We start from the raw sequence: 13502 nt of genomic DNA on the forward strand, positions 1-13502 counted from the left end.
GTTACCTCGTTATTAATGGTGTGTTCAGGCGTGGGTTGCCTGGGCCTGGGCCTGGCGCGCTCGGGCGTCGGCGGCGGCCTGTTCAACGGGAATATCTTCAAAGCCGAGGATCAGCGTCAGGGCAAACGACAGCACTACCGACAGCGCCATCACGCCAAACACCCAGACGATGGTCATTGGATTGGCTGGATCGAAAAACTGCACGCTGGTGAACAGCCCCGGCGCCGCCATCGAGTGGCTGGCCAGTCCGGCGATGCCCGCCACCGCGCCGCAGATAAAGCCGCTGATTAAGCTGGCGATCAGCGGGCGTTTCAGGCGCACCGCCACGCCGTACAGCGCCGGTTCGGAAATACCGGCCAGAATCGCCGATGCCGCGGCGGCCAGCGCCGTCTGGCGCAATTCCGGGTTTTTCGTTTTCCACGCCACCGCCAGCGACGAGCCGCCGAGCGACAGGTTGGCGCCGATCTCCGACGGCATTACCATGCCCTCTTTGCCGGTTTCGGCGATGGTCTGAATGATGGTCGGCGTAAAGACCCGGTGCATGCCGGTCATCACCAGCAGCGGCCACAGCCCGCCCATAATCGCCACCGACAGCCAGCCGAGATAGCTGTGGATCGTATAGACCAGTGCGGAAATGGCGCTGCCGATCCAGATGCCGAGCGGGCCAATCAGCAGGATCGCCAGCGGGGCGGCGATCAGCACGATCAGCATCGGCTTAAGGAAGTTTTTCGTCACCGCCGGGGTAATGCGATCCACCCAGCGTTCGATATACGACAGACACCAGGTCATCACCAGCGCCGGGATCACCGTGTAGGTGTATTTCACCGCGGTCACCGGAATAAGGGCAAATTCGACGTGTTCGCCCTGGGCGGCTTTGGCCATTAATTCGATAAACCCGGGATGCACCAGCACCCCGGCGATAGCGATGGCCAGCGACATATTGGTTTTGAATTTCACCGCCGCGGAGGCGGCCACCATCAGCGGCAGGAAGAAAAACGCGCCGTCGCCGATAAGCGTCAGGAGGGTCAGCGTCGGCGAGCCTTTCGGCAACGCGCCGCTCATCTCAAGGATCATCGCCAGCAGCTTGACCATCGATCCGCCGATAATCGCCGGGATCAGCGGCGACATGGTGCCGATCAGCGCGTCGAGGATCCCGGCGCCGATGCGTTTCAGGGTGACCGGCGCTTTGCCCTGCGGCTCGACCGGGCGCAGGTCGCCAGGCAGCAGATTCACTACCTCGCGATAGGCCTGAGAGACCGTGTTGCCGATGATCACCTGGCACTGATTATCGCTGCGCACGACGCCGAGCACCCCGGTCAGGCCTTTCAGGGTAGGGCTATCGACCTGTTCGTTGTCTTTGACCACGAAGCGCAGACGCGTCATGCAGTGGGTCACGGCGACGACGTTATCGACTCCGCCTAATGCCGCGACTATCTGTTGCGCCAGGGCTGCATAATTTTTCGACATCGGATTTTATCCTGTTTATCAATAGGGTACTGATCTGTTACCGCGCCGCATCGTCGGGCGATACCATGCTTTATAGGAAACCGGTTCCACAAAATCATGGTGAGTTTCATTTGATTGCACAAGAAATAAAAAAAGATGATCTCATTTTTGTGATTTTGATCGCGAAGCGTCGCGGCGAGCAGGATCGCGGTGGTGAGCAGGGGGTGCTGTAAAAGCCAGAAACGTGCAGTACACTGCCTGCAACTTTTGCAACAGGAAGAATCACATGGCAACGATGCTGGAGGTCGCAAAGCGCGCGGGGGTATCGAAGGCGACCGTGTCGCGGGTGCTGTCGGGCAACGGCTATGTCAGCCAGGAGACCAAAGACCGGGTGTTTAAGGCGGTGGCGGAGAGCGGCTACCGACCGAATCTGCTGGCGCGCAACCTGGCGACCAAAACCACGCAAACCCTTGGCCTGGTGGTGACCAACACCCTCTACCACGGCGTCTATTTCAGCGAGCTGCTGTACCACGTGGCGCGGATGACGGAGGATAAAGGGCGGCAGCTGATCCTCGCCGATGGCAAGCACAGCGCGCAAGAGGAGCGGGAAGCGATCCAGTATCTGCTGGATCTGCGCTGCGATGCGATCATCATCTACCCGCGCTTTCTCACCGTCGACGAGATGGACGAGATCGTTGAGAACCACTCGCAGCCGATCATGGTGCTGAACCGCCGGCTGCGCCGCCACGCCAGCCACTGTGTCTGGTCCGATCAAAAAGCGTCGGCGATGCGGGTGGTGGAGCGGCTGATTGCCCTGGGTCACCGAGATATCGCCTTTATTACCGGCTCCCTTGACTCGCCCACCGGCGTCGAGCGCCTTGCCGGCTATAAAGACGCGCTGGCTGGCCACGGCATTCCCCTCAACGAGGCGCTCATCGCCGAAGGGCGCTGGACGCCGGAAACCGGCGCGGCGGCGGTGGAGAGCCTGCGTCAGCGCGGGGTGACCTACAGCGCGCTGGTGGCGAGCAATGACGATATGGCCATCGGGGCGATGAAGCAGCTTCACCAGCTGGGCGTTAAGGTGCCGGAGCAGGTCTCGGTGGTGGGGTTTGACGATATTGTGCTGGCGCCGTACATGGTGCCGTCGCTCGCCAGCGTCCGGGTGCCGGTGACGGAGATGATTAAAGAGAGCATTAATCGCCTGATATTTATGCTCGATGGCGGGGAATTCAATGTTCAGCAGAGTTTCCCCGGGGCGCTGATCGAGCGTGAGTCGCTGGTGTCAGGTCCCTGCGCCTGACGTCGTCAGCTGTCATCGTCACTACTGACGATGACAGCGCGCTAACCATTAAATTTTACTTATTATCAATAAGATAAAAACTGGAACGTATTATGCATACTCCGGCGCCTAACCCTCTTACTGCTGGAGAAATGGATGAACCGTTTCATTATTGCCGATGCGAGCAAATGCATCGGCTGTCGCACTTGCGAAGTAGCCTGCGTGGTCTCCCATCAGGAACATCAGGACTGCGCCTCCCTGACGCCGCACACCTTTCAGCCGCGTATTCACGTCATCAAAGGGGTCAATGTCTCCACGGCCACCGCCTGCCGTCAGTGTGAGGACGCCCCGTGCGCCAACGTCTGCCCGAACGGCGCCATCAGCCGCGATAAAGGCTTTGTTCATGTGATGCAGGAGCGCTGCATCGGCTGCAAAACCTGCGTCGTCGCCTGCCCGTACGGGGCGATGGAGGTAGTGGTGCGGCCGGTGATCCGCCATAGCGGCGCCGGACTGAACGTCGTGGCGGAAAAAGCCGAAGCCAACAAGTGCGATCTCTGCTTCCACCGCGACAGCGGCCCGGCCTGCATGGAGGTCTGCCCGACGCACGCCCTGGTCTGCGTAGACCGCAACAAGCTGGAGCAGATGAACCAGGAAAAACGTCGCCGCACGGCGCTGGCCTGGTAAGCTCAGGCATGAACGGGGTGCAAATCCGCATTCGCGGTAAAGTGCAGGGGGTGGGGTTCCGCCCCTTTGTCTGGCAGCTGGCTCAGGGGCAGGCGCGCTGCGGCGATGTCTGTAACGACGGCGACGGCGTGCTGGTGCGGCTGGCCGGGGACGATGTTGGTTTTACTGCCGCCCTCGCTGCCCACTGCCCGCCGCTGGCGCGGATCGACAGCCTCGTCTGCGCCCCTTATCGCTGGGCGGCTCCGCCGCAGGATTTCACCATCCGCGAGAGCGGGGCGGGACGGATGCGCACCCAGATCGTGCCCGATGCCGCGACCTGCCCGGCGTGCCTCGCGGAGATGAATGATCCCCGGGCGCGCCGCTACCGCTACCCCTTTATCAACTGCACCCACTGCGGGCCGCGGTTAACCATTATTCGCGCGATGCCTTACGACCGGCCATTTACCGCGATGGCGCCGTTTCCGCTCTGTCCGCCCTGCGAGGCGGAATACCGCGATCCTGCCGATCGCCGGTTTCACGCCCAGCCGGTGGCCTGCCCCGACTGCGGGCCGCGACTGGAATGGCGGGCGCAAGGGGAAACGCTGGACGGCGAGGCGGCGCTGCAGTCGGCTATCGCCCGGCTGGCGGCGGGCGACATCGTGGCGATAAAAGGCGTCGGCGGCTTTCATCTGGCCTGCGACGCCGGCAACCCCGCTGCCGTTGCCACACTGCGGGCGAGGAAACACCGTCCGGCGAAACCGCTGGCGGTGATGCTGCCCTCTGCGGCGGGGTTACCTGCCGACGCCGCGGCGCTGATGGGCTCCCCGGCGGCGCCCATCGTACTGATTAGCAAAGCGCAGGTCTCCGGCCTGTGCGACGAGATTGCGCCAGGGCTTGCGGAAGTTGGGGTGATGCTGCCGTCTAATCCGCTGCAGCATTTGCTTCTGCAGGCGCTGGCGCGCCCTATCGTGATGACCTCCGGCAACCTTAGCGGCCGCCCGCCGGCGTTAAGTAATACTCAGGCGCTCAACGACTTAGTCGACATCGCCGACGGCTTTTTGCTCCATAACCGCGACATCGTGCAGCGGATGGATGATTCGCTGGTGCGCTCGAGCGGAGAAATGCTGCGCCGCGCCCGGGGCTATGTCCCGGATGCGCTGCCGCTGCCGCCGGGTCTGGAGAAGGTTCCGCCGCTGCTGGCGCTGGGCGCGGACATGAAAAACACCTTCTGCCTGGCGCGCGGGGGCGAAGCGGTTCTCAGCCAGCACTTTGGCGATCTTGGCGAGGAGGGCGTCGAGCAGCAGTGGCGCAGCGCGCTACAGCTGATGCAGAACATCTACGCCTTTATGCCGCAGCGGGTAGTGGTTGACGCCCATCCCGGCTATCGCTCGACGCAGTGGGCGGCGACTCTGCCGCTGCCGGTAGAGACAGTGCTACATCACCATGCTCACGCTGCGGCGTGCCTGGCGGAGCACCGCTGGCCGCTCGACGGCGGAGACGTCATCGCCCTGATCCTCGACGGAATCGGCATGGGGGAGAACGGCGCGCTATGGGGCGGGGAGTGCCTGCAAGTTAACTATCGCCAGTGCGAACATCTCGGCGGGCTGCCGGCCGTCGCGCTGCCGGGAGGCGACCTGGCGGCGCGTCAGCCGTGGCGTAATCTGCTGGCTCAGTGCCTGGCCTTTATCCCCGACTGGCAGGATTACCCGCAGACCGGTACGCTGCGCCAGCGCAACTGGCCGCTGCTGGCGCAGGCCATCGATCGCGGCATTAACGCGCCGCGCGCCTCGTCCTGCGGACGGCTGTTTGATGCCGTCGCCTGCGCGCTGGACTGCGCCCCGGAGAGCCTGAGCTATGAGGGCGAGGCGGCCTGTCGGCTGGAGGCGCTGGCCGCCAGCTGCTCCGGCGTCTGCCATCCGGTCACGCTGCCGTGGCGCGGCAATGCGCTGGACTTAGCCACCTTCTGGCGACAGTGGCTGCGCTGGCAGGCGACCCCGGCGCAAAAAGCCTGGGCATTCCATGACGCCCTGGCCAGCGGACTGGCGGCGATGGCCCGCGACTGCGCCATCGCCCGCGGCATCGACACGATGGTCTGCAGCGGCGGAGTGCTGCATAACCGCCTGCTGGCGGCGCGATTGACCTTTTATCTGGCGGATTTTACTCTGCTGTTTGCGCAGCAGTTGCCGGCCGGCGACGGCGCAATCGCCTATGGTCAGGCGGTGATCGCCGCCGCCCGCGGACAGGCTCAAGGAACACAACAATGATAATGACAGTTTTACGCCAGCAGCCGCGCGCTGCGGGACTGGTGCTGGGGTTGATCGCGGCGAACCTACTGGCCTGGAGCTGGGCGCTGCAGGCCTTTGGCGACAGCGGCGCGCTGATGGCCGCCAGCCTGCTGGCCTGGGGCTACGGCCTGCGCCACGCGGTGGATGCCGACCATATCGCGGCGATTGATAACGTCACCCGCAAGATGATGCAGCAGGGGCGGCGGCCTTTCGCCGTCGGGGCCTGGTTCTCGCTGGGCCACTCGTCGATTGTGGTGCTGGCCTCGGCGGCGATTGCCGCGACCGCCACGGCCTTCAGCGCGCAGATGAGCTGGCTGCACGACACCGGCAGCGTCATCGGCACCGCGGTGTCGGCGCTGTTTCTGCTGGCGATGGCCTTTATCAACCTGGTGATATTGCGCAGCGTCTGGCGCAGCTTTCGGGCGTGGAAGCGCGGTGAGCCGGTGAGCGATGAGATCGTCAGCGGCGGCGGGGTGATGAGCTGGCTGTTTGGCAAAACCTTTCGTCTGGTCAGCCGCAGCTGGCAGATGTACCTGGTCGGTTTCCTGTTCGGCCTCGGGTTTGATACCGCCACCGAAATCGGCGTGCTGGGCATCTCCGCCGCCGGCGCGTCGAGCGGGATTTCCGTCTGGTCGATTATGGTCTTCCCGGCGCTGTTCGCCAGCGGCATGGCGCTGGTGGACACCCTCGATAACGTGCTGATGGTCGGCGCCTACGGCTGGGCGTTCAGCAAGCCGCAGCGCAAGCTTTACTACAACATGACCATCACCGGCACTTCGGTGGTGGTGGCGCTGTTTATCGGCGGCCTGGAAGCGCTGGGTCTGCTGAGGGATAAGTTTGCGCTCAGCGGCGGAGTATGGCGCTGGGTCGGGGTGTTAAACGACAACCTCGGCGACGCCGGGTTTGTGGTGGTCGGGCTGTTTGTCGCCTGTTGGGCGCTGTCGGTGCTCAACTATCGCTGGCGCGGCTACGATAATCTGGCGCGTTAGGTTCAGCATTTTCCCGGCTTGCGCTGCGCTAAGCCGGGCGACAACAACTGTCCGGCGGCGCTACGTGGGCCTGCGTGGCGTATGCTGCCCGCACTGTTTTACGCAGGCGCCTGCTGCTCGTGGTGAGGCATTGTATCGGTGTCGTTCAGGCTGATTTTTAACTTCTTGAAAACATATTAATTTCTGTTAGCCCCTCCCTTCCTCCGCTTTTAACGACCTTATACATCTGTGATTCACCTCTTATTTACATCATTTAAACCAATCGTTAACTGGATAAAAACACGGCAGCCTCGTTATAGTAGTTTTGTAAAATAAAACACTGTTGTACAGGGTAAAACAAAACGAGGTGTTCATGGAGATCGTTACCGCGCCGCACCTTGCGGTCAGAAACGAGTGGCTTGCGTTACATCGTGAAGCGCCATTACAACCCGAGCTGCCCATCATTGATGCGCATCATCATCTTTGGGATCGGCAAACCGGCCGCTATCTCACCCATGAGTTCAGCGACGATATCCAGACCTCAGGGCATCGCGTTGTCTCATCGGTCTATGTGCAATGCCGCTCTATGTTGCGTCGCGACGGGCCGGAGACGCTTAAACCGCTTGGTGAAATCGAGTTTGCCAGCGGTATCGCCGCGATGTTCGCCAGCGGTCATTATGCAAACGCGCTCGGATGCGAAGCCATCATCGGCGGGCTCAGTTTACTGGCGGGGGACGCGATGCAGCCTGCCATTGAGCGCGCGATAGCGTTATCCGGCGGGCGGCTGCGTGGGATGCGCAATCCGTTGGCCTGGCATCCCGATCCGCGGGTAACCTCCAGCCCGGTTACGCCACCGGCAGGCCTGGCGCAGAGCGCTCCGTTCCGCCGGGGCGCTGCCTGTCTCGCGAGGCATGCATTGTCGCTCGATGTATGGGTTTACCACACGCAGCTGGAGGAGATTGCCGATCTGGCGCGGGAAATACCAACGTTACAGATTGTGATCGATCACTGCGGCGGGCCGGTCGGCGTTGGACCCTGTTCAGAACGGGATCCGGACATGTTTCAGCAGTGGCGAAACGGTATGCGACGTCTGGCGGAACTGCCGAACGTATGCGTAAAAATTAGCGGCTTTGGGATGACGGTCAGGGGATTTCACTTCGCAGCGGCAGAGACGCCGCCGGATTCGCAAATGCTGGCACAGGCATGGATGCCGTGGTTTGAGACCATCGTTTCTCTTTTCGGTGCCGAACGCTGCATGTTCGCCAGCAACTTTCCCGTCGATAAAGGCATGTTCAGCTACGGCGTTTTCTGGAATGCCTGCAAACGCCTGGCGCAACAGGCGTCCCCTGACGAACAGGCGCAGTTGTTCTGGCGTACCGCCGCAACCTGTTATCGGTTAACCTCTGTGGAGAATATCAATGACCAGTAAAAGCGAGCTAAATCAATTTACTGCGACTAAAGCGACGCCTGACGCATTGCCACAACGCGTCGCTGAGAGGCGGACGCTGGCGCTGGGCGGCCTTGGCTGGACATTTGAAAGCTACGACTCCTTTCTGCTTTCATTGCTGTTGCCAGTGCTGGGCGTGGTGTTCGGTATTAATAAAGCCGAGCTTGGGCTGTTTATCAGCGTCACGGCCGGGGGGCAGATTATTGGCGGGATCCTGTTTGGTTTTATCGCCGACAAAATTGGGCGTGTGAAAACGGCGCTGATCTGTATCACCATCTATTCACTCTTTTCCGGCCTGTTAGCCTTTACGCACGATCAACAACATTTCGCGCTTTTACGTTTTTGCGGCGCGCTGGGTATGGGCGGAATGTGGACCTCGGGCGCGGCGCTGATTGCTGAAACCTGGCGACCTGAACGGCGCGCGCGCGGCGGCGCGCTGATGCAAATGGGCTTACCTGTTGGCGCGATTCTGGCTATCAGCCTGACGGCAATCGTCAGCTCGGTTAACGGCGGCCTGGAGCAGGGTGCATGGCGCTATCTGTTTATGATCGGCGCGCTGCCGGTATTCATTATGAGTGTGGTCGCCTGGTTCACACCGGAATCGCAGGTTTGGCTTGCTCGTCAACAGGCGAAGGCGACGAGTCGTCAACCTGCCGTAAAGCTGGGTAAACAGAATCTGCGAGGTCTGCTGTTGGCCTTTGTCTTTATCTTTTTTATTCAGTATCTGTTCTGGGGCGTATTTACCTGGACACCCACCTATCTGCGGGAAGTCAAACATCTGGATTTTTTGCACAGCCTGAAGTTTGTACTTGCGCTGCAGGCTGGAGCCATCGCGGGTTTTCTGGTGTTTTCGGTGCTGGCGGATAAGTGGGGACGCCGTCCGATGTTCCTGATTTATCTGTTAACCGGCGCCATTGCCGTCGCGCTGTACCTTGTGACCACGCAACCCTTCATTCTGATGGTGGCGATTTTCATGGCCGGTTTCGGGGTTAACGGTATTTTTGCGGGCTCGGGACCCTTCCTGGCGGAAATCATCGGAGACACCTCATCCCGGGGCTTCCTGATGGGGCTCGCCTATAACGGAGGCCGTCTGGGCGGATTTATTGCGCCGTTACTGATTGGCGCTGTCGCCAACGCTGGCGGTTTCACCGCGGGACTGGCGACGACCGTGGTTGCTTTCCTTGCGGCGATGCTGGTGGTGTGGCGAGCGCCGGAAACCAGAGGCATCAAGCTAAAGTAACTTATTTCATCTCTACATCGTTTTCCTGATAAACATAATGAAACCCTGCGAGGAAACCATGACCGATCAATTACCGCCCCGCGCGAGCGATAACGACGCGCTGGAAAAAGAAACCATGCGACGGGTTATCTGGCGCATCCTGCCTTTCCTGGTGGTGAGCTACCTGGTATCGATTATTGACCGCGGCAACATAGGCATGGCGGCTCTGCAGATGAATCAGGATCTGGGCCTGAGTAAGGCGGCTTTCGGCTTCGCCAGCAGCTTGTATTTTGTGGCCTACTTTATCTTTGAAGTACCCAGCAACCTGGCGATGCAGAAGGTGGGGGCACGATTGTGGATCCCGCGCATTATGATCAGCTGGGGAGTGGTATCGATGTGTATGGCGCTGGTGCAAAATACCACCTCCCTTTACATCGTACGCTTTTTGCTGGGAGCTGCCGAAGCGGGCTTTTTCCCGGGCGTGGTGCTCTATCTTACCTGGTGGATCCCGTCGCGCTACCGGGCGCGGATCATCGCCTCGTTTATGGTGGCCATTCCGCTGGCTAACTTTATCGGTTCCCCGCTTTCCGGGTTGATACTGATGATGGATGGGTGGTTAGGCCTGCGCGGCTGGCATCTGTTATTCATTATTGAAGGGCTGCCGGCGGTCCTGCTGGGGATAGCCGCGTTTTTCATCTTGCGGGACCGTCCACACCAGGCTGGCTGGTTAAACGATCGTCAGAAAGCATGGCTGGAAAACACGCTTCAGGCGGAGCGCCAACAGCAGAAACAGATCGGCCACACCTCCACCTGGCAACTGTTGAAGCATCGTCAAATCTGGCTCATGGCGCTGATTTACGCCGGCGCCTCTTCTGCCGGCACGACCCTTAGCGTCTGGTCTCCCCAGCTGCTGAAGTCGTTCCATCTGGATAACCTGACCACCGGGCTGCTTAATGCCATCCCCTATGGTCTGGCCTCGGTGCTGATGATTGTCTGGGGGCGCAGTTCGGATCGAAGTAATGAACGCCGCTGGCACACGGCGCTCACCCTCTTTATGATCGCGGGCGGCGTGTTTGCGGCGTTTATCAATCTGTCGCTGCCGGCCACCATTGCGATCCTCAGCACCATTCTGATTGGCGCTTATGCGATGAAGGGGCCCTTCTGGGCGCTGGCGTCGGGCTGGATGAGCAGCACCTCAGCCGCCGCCGGGCTGGCGGCCATCGGGGCGATCGCCAACCTGATTGGCGGCGCGGTGATGGTGAATGCCTACGGCATGATTAGCGAACGGACAGGAAGCCATACGCTGGCGATGCTCCCGCTGGCAGGCTTGTGTCTGGCAGGCGGCATTGCGGTGCTGGCCATGGGGCGCCGTTACTCGCAGACGGCCAGGCAGGAAAAACAGATGACCCATTAATAAGCAAAGGCGGGATTTTTCCCGCCTTCTCAGCAAAGCTTACTCTTTCACACCGTAAAACGTTTCGCAGAATGTCTTACTGGCGCCTAGCTTGAGCGACAGGCGGTTGGCCGTCTCCTGCATGAGCTGGCTGATGCCGCTCGCTTTACGATCTTCCGTCAGACGCGATGCCGGCCCGGTCAGGGCCAGCGCCGCGATCAGTTTATCGTGGACGCCAAACACTGGCATGGCGAAGGCCGCGGTGTGCGGGTCGCGCGCGCCGGAGGTATAGAACGGCAGCGTCGGTTCGTCTTCCGGCAACGATTCACCCAATCCCCAGCGGCGTAAAACCTTACTGATAGCGGAACCATCCAGCGGGAACTGGCTGCCAGGCAGGTTGCTGTGGCGCAATCCCTGGGAGGCTTCGGCGCGGAACAGACACAGGCGTTGTCCGCCCTCAATCACATACCAGCTTGCGCTTTCGCTGGAGGCCTGTGACAGCGCCTGCAATTCCGGCTGTACCACTCTGGCAAGTTCAAATGATTGCTCATAGAGCTTGCCAAGATAGAGCAGACGGTGGCCGAGCGTATAGGTGCCATCGTCGTGCCGGATGATGTAGTTCATTCGCTCAAGCGAATTCATCAGGCGATAAACGGTTGTTTTGTGATATCCCGAAAGCTGGGCCAGCTCCGTTAACGTCAGACTGTCATTACCGGGACGGAAGCAATCAAGTAAAGCCAGCGCCTTTTCAACGGCAATTACGCCTTCATTCCCCATCATGTTCTCCTTTTTGCCGAACAAAATTGTACCTGAATTTTGTGAGTAACTTCGTGTTTACATCACAAACAACTTCGCAACACTGGCGAAAAGCGAAGCAATGCACGTATAGTTGTTTTATATAGTACACATGAGTTGTATCTAGTAAAACAAATGGAGAGTCACCATGCCTGCTTCGCAACAGAAACTCATCAATTTTGCTATTGCGCGTGTTACCGCGGAAGAAGTCCGTCAGGCCGCCGAATTTCAGGCCGCCATTCTGGCTGACGTGGCCGGACGCCGTGGCACATTACATGGCCGCATCAAGCCGCTGGCGCCGCATATGGCGGTCGCCGGGCCGGCGATTACCGTCGAGGTTCGCCCGGGGGATAACCTGGCTATTCACGCCGCGATGGCCGTCGCTAAACCTGGCGATGTATTAGTGATCGACGGGAAAGGCGATCTCTCCTGCGCGCTGCTGGGGGAGATCATGGCCACGCAGGCGCAGGCCAGCGGTATCGCCGGGATCGTTATCGATGGCGCCGTTCGCGATGCGGAGACCTTAAGCAAACAACGCTTCCCGGTGTTCGCTGCCGGCCTGAACCCGTGCGGCCCGACCAAGTTCATTCCTGGCCGGGTCAATCATGCCATTTCGGTCGGCGGCGCCGCGGTGCAGGCGGGGGACTTAGTGGTCGGGGATATTGACGGCGTGGTCGTTATCCCACGCGAGGAAGTCCGCACCATCATCGAACTGGCGAAAGGCAAACTGGAGATGGAAGCAAAACGTCTGGTTGCTATCCGCGATGGCGATCTACGTCCGCACTGGCTGGAGGGCGCCCTGCGTCAGGCGGGGATGCTGAGCGAAGGGGAGACGCTGCCATGAGTGCTAAAAACGTGGTACTGATTACCGGCAGCGATTTGGCTGACGCGGCACTGGGGATGCTGGAAGATTACGAACTTGTCTTTGCCGGCCGCCAGCCTACAGAGGCCCAGCTGATCGCTCTGTGCCAGCAGCACAATCCCGTCGCGATCCTGGTGCGCTATGGCCACATTACTGCCGCCGTTATGGATGCCGCCCCGGCATTGAAGGTGATTGCCAAACATGGCAGCGGCATTGATGTTATTGACGCCGAGGCGGCTGCCGCGCGCGGCATTCTGGTTCGCGCAGCGATCGGGGCGAATGCCGCCGCGGTGTCCGAACATACCTGGGCATTAATTTTGGCCTGTGCTAAGTCGGTCATTCCGCTCGACCGCCGCCTGCGTGAAGGGCACTGGGATAAATCCACGCATAAATCGCTTGAGCTTGAGGGCAGAACGCTGGGACTCATCGGCCTGGGCGCCATTGGCAGCCGGGTGGCGAAGATTGCCTGTGCCTTTGGTATGAAGGTCCTGGCTTACGATCCCTATGCGAAAGCGGTCCCGCCGGGATGTGAACGTGTTGCTGAACTTAACGATCTGCTCAGGCAGGCCGATGTGCTGTCCCTTCATTGCCCCTTGACGCAACAAAACAGGGGAATGATCAATGCCGCCACGCTGGCGCAGTGTAAGCCGGGCGCCATCCTGGTCAATACCGCGCGCGGCGGGTTGATTGACGATGCGGCGCTGGCCGCGGCATTAAAAGCGGGGACCTTGCGCTGGGCGGCGCTCGACAGCTTTAACAGTGAACCATTAACCACGCCCCACATCTGGCAGGCGATCGATAATGTGATTCTGTCTCCGCATGTGGGCGGCGTAAGCGATGCCTCTTACGTGAAAATGGGGACCGCTGCCGCGGCCAATATTCTGCAGGCGCTGCAGGAGTCGGCTCAGACAGAAACAACGTATTAAGTGTTAATCGAACCTGCGCTTCCGGTTAATTATTTTGCCCTGATGAGCTTACGGGCGGCATCCGCAGGCCGGGTAAGGCGCAGCCGCCACCCGGCAAACTAACCGTGCAACAGGGTCGCCTGGGAGGTGAGCAATGCTTGCCCGGCGGCGCTGCGCTTGCGCGGGCCTACCGTATCTGAGCTTACGGGCTACATCCGTAGGCCGGGTAAGCGTAGCGCC

At 60.5% G+C, this 13502-nt stretch carries 12 protein-coding genes; 10 read left to right on the forward strand and 2 right to left on the reverse strand.

Features of this window, described 5'->3' with window-relative positions:
* Positions 1-24 precede the first annotated feature (24 nt).
* Positions 25-1467: a PTS cellobiose/arbutin/salicin transporter subunit IIBC gene (ascF, locus tag LGM20_RS05515; protein ID WP_044524499.1), complete on the reverse strand. Its 1443-nt coding sequence runs from the start codon at positions 1465-1467 to the stop codon at positions 25-27.
* 65 nt (positions 1468-1532) lie between these two features.
* On the opposite strand from ascF, the gene LGM20_RS05520 reads away from it, so the two are divergent.
* The 8 genes from LGM20_RS05520 to LGM20_RS05555 all read left to right on the forward strand — a co-directional run bounded on the left by LGM20_RS05520 (position 1533) and on the right by LGM20_RS05555 (position 10721).
* Positions 1533-1679: a hypothetical protein gene (locus LGM20_RS05520; protein WP_156835060.1), complete on the forward strand. Its 147-nt coding sequence runs from the start codon at positions 1533-1535 to the stop codon at positions 1677-1679.
* Positions 1680-1732: 53 nt separating this feature from the next.
* Complete coding sequence (locus tag LGM20_RS05525; protein WP_044524497.1) at positions 1733-2746, forward strand: LacI family DNA-binding transcriptional regulator; 1014 nt, start codon at positions 1733-1735, stop codon at positions 2744-2746.
* Between the two features lie 135 nt (positions 2747-2881).
* Positions 2882-3409 (forward strand): electron transport protein HydN, encoded by a 528-nt coding sequence (gene hydN / locus LGM20_RS05530; RefSeq protein WP_004205658.1) that lies wholly within the window; start codon positions 2882-2884, stop codon positions 3407-3409.
* A gap of 8 nt (positions 3410-3417) precedes the next feature.
* Positions 3418-5652 carry a carbamoyltransferase HypF gene (gene hypF / locus LGM20_RS05535; RefSeq protein ID WP_044524495.1) on the forward strand — a complete coding sequence of 745 codons (2235 nt, stop codon included), beginning with the start codon at positions 3418-3420 and terminating at the stop codon, positions 5650-5652.
* Positions 5649-6662 carry a HoxN/HupN/NixA family nickel/cobalt transporter gene (locus LGM20_RS05540; RefSeq protein ID WP_044524492.1) on the forward strand — a complete coding sequence of 338 codons (1014 nt, stop codon included), beginning with the start codon at positions 5649-5651 and terminating at the stop codon, positions 6660-6662. Before hypF ends, LGM20_RS05540 begins: the two co-directional genes overlap by 4 nt.
* Before the next feature lie 352 nt (positions 6663-7014).
* Positions 7015-8070, forward strand: coding sequence for an amidohydrolase family protein (locus LGM20_RS05545; RefSeq protein WP_032453872.1), 1056 nt, complete (start codon positions 7015-7017; stop codon positions 8068-8070).
* Positions 8060-9328: an MFS transporter gene (locus tag LGM20_RS05550; protein ID WP_044524491.1), complete on the forward strand. Its 1269-nt coding sequence runs from the start codon at positions 8060-8062 to the stop codon at positions 9326-9328. Before LGM20_RS05545 ends, LGM20_RS05550 begins: the two co-directional genes overlap by 11 nt.
* 58 nt (positions 9329-9386) lie before the next feature.
* Complete coding sequence (locus tag LGM20_RS05555; protein WP_044524489.1) at positions 9387-10721, forward strand: MFS transporter; 1335 nt, start codon at positions 9387-9389, stop codon at positions 10719-10721.
* A gap of 39 nt (positions 10722-10760) precedes the next feature.
* Here the strand turns inward: LGM20_RS05555 and LGM20_RS05560 are convergent, their stop codons facing one another.
* Positions 10761-11477 (reverse strand): IclR family transcriptional regulator, encoded by a 717-nt coding sequence (locus LGM20_RS05560; RefSeq protein ID WP_023290781.1) that lies wholly within the window; start codon positions 11475-11477, stop codon positions 10761-10763.
* A gap of 166 nt (positions 11478-11643) precedes the next feature.
* Here LGM20_RS05560 and LGM20_RS05565 point away from each other — a divergent pair, with 166 nt between their 5' ends.
* Together LGM20_RS05565 and LGM20_RS05570 are read left to right on the forward strand one after the other, a co-directional pair.
* The gene (locus LGM20_RS05565; RefSeq protein WP_032453868.1) at positions 11644-12339 is read left to right on the forward strand and encodes an RraA family protein; all 696 of its coding nucleotides are present in this window, start codon (positions 11644-11646) and stop codon (positions 12337-12339) included.
* Positions 12336-13283, forward strand: coding sequence for a hydroxyacid dehydrogenase (locus LGM20_RS05570; RefSeq protein WP_044524486.1), 948 nt, complete (start codon positions 12336-12338; stop codon positions 13281-13283). The genes LGM20_RS05565 and LGM20_RS05570 overlap by 4 nt, the downstream gene beginning before the upstream one ends.
* Positions 13284-13502 lie beyond the last annotated feature (219 nt).

Origin of the sequence: Klebsiella quasipneumoniae subsp. quasipneumoniae, from assembly GCF_020525925.1 — a bacterium.
GTDB classification, from domain to species: domain Bacteria; phylum Pseudomonadota; class Gammaproteobacteria; order Enterobacterales; family Enterobacteriaceae; genus Klebsiella; species Klebsiella quasipneumoniae.

Coding starts and splice junctions, on each gene's coding strand:
- ascF (WP_044524499.1), bottom strand. CDS start 1,467: ATGTCGAAAAATTATGCAGCCCTGGCGCAACAGATAGTCGCGGCATTA.
- LGM20_RS05520 (WP_156835060.1), top strand. CDS start 1,533: ATGCTTTATAGGAAACCGGTTCCACAAAATCATGGTGAGTTTCATTTG.
- LGM20_RS05525 (WP_044524497.1), top strand. CDS start 1,733: ATGGCAACGATGCTGGAGGTCGCAAAGCGCGCGGGGGTATCGAAGGCG.
- hydN (WP_004205658.1), top strand. CDS start 2,882: ATGAACCGTTTCATTATTGCCGATGCGAGCAAATGCATCGGCTGTCGC.
- hypF (WP_044524495.1), top strand. CDS start 3,418: ATGAACGGGGTGCAAATCCGCATTCGCGGTAAAGTGCAGGGGGTGGGG.
- LGM20_RS05540 (WP_044524492.1), top strand. CDS start 5,649: ATGATAATGACAGTTTTACGCCAGCAGCCGCGCGCTGCGGGACTGGTG.
- LGM20_RS05545 (WP_032453872.1), top strand. CDS start 7,015: ATGGAGATCGTTACCGCGCCGCACCTTGCGGTCAGAAACGAGTGGCTT.
- LGM20_RS05550 (WP_044524491.1), top strand. CDS start 8,060: ATGACCAGTAAAAGCGAGCTAAATCAATTTACTGCGACTAAAGCGACG.
- LGM20_RS05555 (WP_044524489.1), top strand. CDS start 9,387: ATGACCGATCAATTACCGCCCCGCGCGAGCGATAACGACGCGCTGGAA.
- LGM20_RS05560 (WP_023290781.1), bottom strand. CDS start 11,477: ATGGGGAATGAAGGCGTAATTGCCGTTGAAAAGGCGCTGGCTTTACTT.
- LGM20_RS05565 (WP_032453868.1), top strand. CDS start 11,644: ATGCCTGCTTCGCAACAGAAACTCATCAATTTTGCTATTGCGCGTGTT.
- LGM20_RS05570 (WP_044524486.1), top strand. CDS start 12,336: ATGAGTGCTAAAAACGTGGTACTGATTACCGGCAGCGATTTGGCTGAC.